4 protein-coding genes are annotated in these 2592 nt (G+C 74.5%); 3 read left to right on the plus strand and 1 reads right to left on the minus strand.

The window, feature by feature from the left end; translation table 11 throughout:
* Nucleotides 1-82 precede the first annotated feature (82 nt).
* Nucleotides 83-409 carry a hypothetical protein gene (locus ACTIDRAF_RS30025; RefSeq protein ID WP_016700495.1) on the minus strand — a complete coding sequence of 109 codons (327 nt, stop codon included), beginning with the start codon at nucleotides 407-409 and terminating at the stop codon, nucleotides 83-85.
* Nucleotides 410-655: 246 nt separating this feature from the next.
* On the opposite strand from ACTIDRAF_RS30025, the gene ACTIDRAF_RS0219995 reads away from it, so the two are divergent.
* The 3 genes from ACTIDRAF_RS0219995 to ACTIDRAF_RS32150 form a co-directional block, all read left to right on the plus strand.
* A complete protein-coding gene (locus tag ACTIDRAF_RS0219995) occupies nucleotides 656-1213 on the plus strand; it encodes an AbrB family transcriptional regulator (RefSeq protein WP_016700496.1) in 558 nt (185 codons plus the stop codon).
* Nucleotides 1210-1755: an AbrB family transcriptional regulator gene (locus tag ACTIDRAF_RS0220000; RefSeq protein WP_016700497.1), complete on the plus strand. Its 546-nt coding sequence runs from the start codon at nucleotides 1210-1212 to the stop codon at nucleotides 1753-1755. The genes ACTIDRAF_RS0219995 and ACTIDRAF_RS0220000 overlap by 4 nt, the downstream gene beginning before the upstream one ends.
* Nucleotides 1756-1846: 91 nt before the next feature.
* The coding region (locus ACTIDRAF_RS32150) for a Rossmann-fold NAD(P)-binding domain-containing protein (protein WP_016700498.1) at nucleotides 1847-2592 on the plus strand (746 nt) is incomplete at its 3' end.

Genomic DNA, 2592 nt, shown 5'->3' on the forward strand with positions numbered 1-2592 from the left:
GCGGGCGGTGATCAGGCGGCCGGATCGCCGTTCCGGTCACCGCGAAGGTGCCCGCCACCCGGCAGCCCACCCGTGGTGGGCTTCAGCCGAGGTGCGGCCTAGCGGCGTCGTCGGCCGGAGCGGTTCCCTCCTCCGCCGCCTGGGCCCACAGTTCCCGCACCATGGCGGCGAACTCGGGATCGGCGGCGACGGTCCTGGCCAGCGCGGACCCGAGGTCCGCGATCCGCCCCTCGTCCTCGGGCTCGGCGGCCGCCGCGTCCAACGACCCGGTCGCCCGGTCGTCGTCGCCGAAGCGAGCCCTGACCAGCCGGGCCAGGGCGGTCACGGCACTCTGGCCGCCGTCCGTCAGCCCACCCGTGGCCCGGTGAGCCACCGCGCTGGCCACGGATGCCAGATCCGGGTCGGTCACGTGAACTCCTTCATGGCTGTCGCCGCACGGCGGCCCGCCGGAGCGACCGCCTCCTCGAGGGTAGCAATTCGGACACTCCGGATGCGCTGGTCAGCGGTGGGCGCGCGACCGGTGACCCTGCGTTTCGGGGTGTGCCATCTCACCGCCCTCACCCCGGATGCCAGGTGATTGCCGTGACACTCTTTCGGCTGACTAACCATCGGTCGGCGCTGGGGCCGGCCTCCAACTCGAAGGGGTGGTGCCGGGGTGGCCGGGGCGGACGAGGACACGGGTGCCGACGGCACCGGCGGTCGGGGAAGGGCACGCAGGCTCGCGGAGTCCGCGCGGTTCCTGGTGGGCGGAGCCGCCGGCGCGGCCCTGCTCGTGTTGTTGAACGTCCCGGCGGGCGCGCTGTTCGGCGCGGTGCTCGGCAGCGCCATGGTGAACGCGCGATGGCCGGGCAGGCAGGTCACGCGGTCGGTCCGGGTGGTCGGGCTGGTGCTGCTCGGCTGCGTGGTCGGCGCGCGGGTCGACGCGGAGAGCCTGAGCGCGCTGCTGGGTGTCCTGCTACCGGCGGCCATCGGGGTCCTCGTCCTCCTCCTCGTGGACGTCGGGCTCGCCCTGCTGCTGTCGCGGGGCTTCGGCCTCGACGTCCGGACAGCCCTGTTCGCCTGCGCCCCCGGCGGGTTCGGCGAGATGGTGGCCGCCGCGCAGGAGGTCGGGGCGAAGGTGGGGGTCGTCGTCGCCATCCACCTCGTCCGGGTGTTGATCGTCGTGCTCGGCGTGCTGCCGCTGCTCATCCTCGTCCTGGGAGTGCCGTCATGACCGTGCTCGCGCTCGTGGTGTGCGGCGCGGCCGGCGCCGGCCTGGCCAAGCTGCTGCGCATCCCGCTGTGGCCGCTCATCGGCGCCATCATCGGCGCGGCGGCCTTCCACACCCTCACCGGGGAACCCGCCCAGATTCCTCGGGGCATCGAGATCGCCGCCCAGGTCGTCATCGGCACCACGGTCGGGTCGCAGCTGGGCAAGGACGTCTTCTCGGTGTTCCGGACCGTCCTCGTGCCCGGCCTCGTGGCCGTCATGGTGATCATCGGCGTCGGGGTAGGGCTCGGTCTGCTGCTCAACGTCGTGTTCGGTGTGGACATCCTCGTCTCGATGTTCGGTATGGTGCCGGGCGGCGTCGGCGAGCTGGTGGCCACGGTGACCAGTCTCGGTGGTGACAGTTCGGTGGTCGCCGGTATGCACCTGGTCCGGTTGATGGTCGTGCTCAGCGCCCTGCCGTTGCTGATGACCCTGCTCGAACGCTGGCTCGGGCGGCGCGGGGACGGGCGCGAGGGCACCACCGGGGGCGAGGAGCCCGGCGGCTGACCGGAGCGGTCCGGCGGCGACGTCGACCACGACTCGACGCCAGGCAGCCACCCGTGCCGGGCCCGGCACGGCGAAATTTCGGGGAGGACCCGTGATCCAACTCGTCGCCGCTCCCGGACGGCTCGCCACCGCCGTGGACCGGGCCCTCGACCGCGACCGGTACGGGGCGGCGACCGCCGCGCTGACGCCGGAACGCGCCTCCGCCCGGGACCTGGAGCGAACGGACAGCGTGATCCTCGTGCCACCGGCCGGGGAGACGCCGGACGGCGACGGCGGCGCCGGCGTCCTGACCTCAGTGGTGGACGCGGCCGTCGCCGCCGGGGTCCGCCACCTGGTCTACCTGAGCGTGGCCGGCGCGCCGCTGTCGCCGCTGCGGTTCCACGCGGCGGTCGAGGAGCACCTCGCCGCCAGCCCGCTGGCCCACACGGTCCTCCGGCTCGGGATCGCGGCCGATGTCCTGGCCCCGCTCGTCCGGCGGGCCGCGGTGACCGGCGAACTGGTCACGCAGGCGGCGTCCGGACGCCTGGCCGCCGGCAGCCGGCGGGACTACGCGGAGGCGGCCGTCGTGGTGGCCGCAGCCTGCCCCGAACACCGGGTCGTCGGAGAACTCACGGGCGCGTCCGCGTTCACGATGGACGACCTCGCCGCCGAGGTCGGTGCGGTTGCCGGGCGGAGCGTGGCGCACCGCCACGGCGAGATGGCCGACGTCCTCGCGCTGCTGGCCGAGGAGGAGGTGCCGCCGGGCCCGGCGCAGGCTCTGGCGCAGCTGCTGGCGTTGCTGCCCTCCCAGGCGCTCGGCGTGGTCTCCCCCCACCTCGCCGGCCTGCTGCCACGGCC

Origin of the sequence: Actinoalloteichus spitiensis RMV-1378 (assembly GCF_000239155.1) — a bacterium.
GTDB lineage: Bacteria > Actinomycetota > Actinomycetes > Mycobacteriales > Pseudonocardiaceae > Actinoalloteichus_B > Actinoalloteichus_B spitiensis.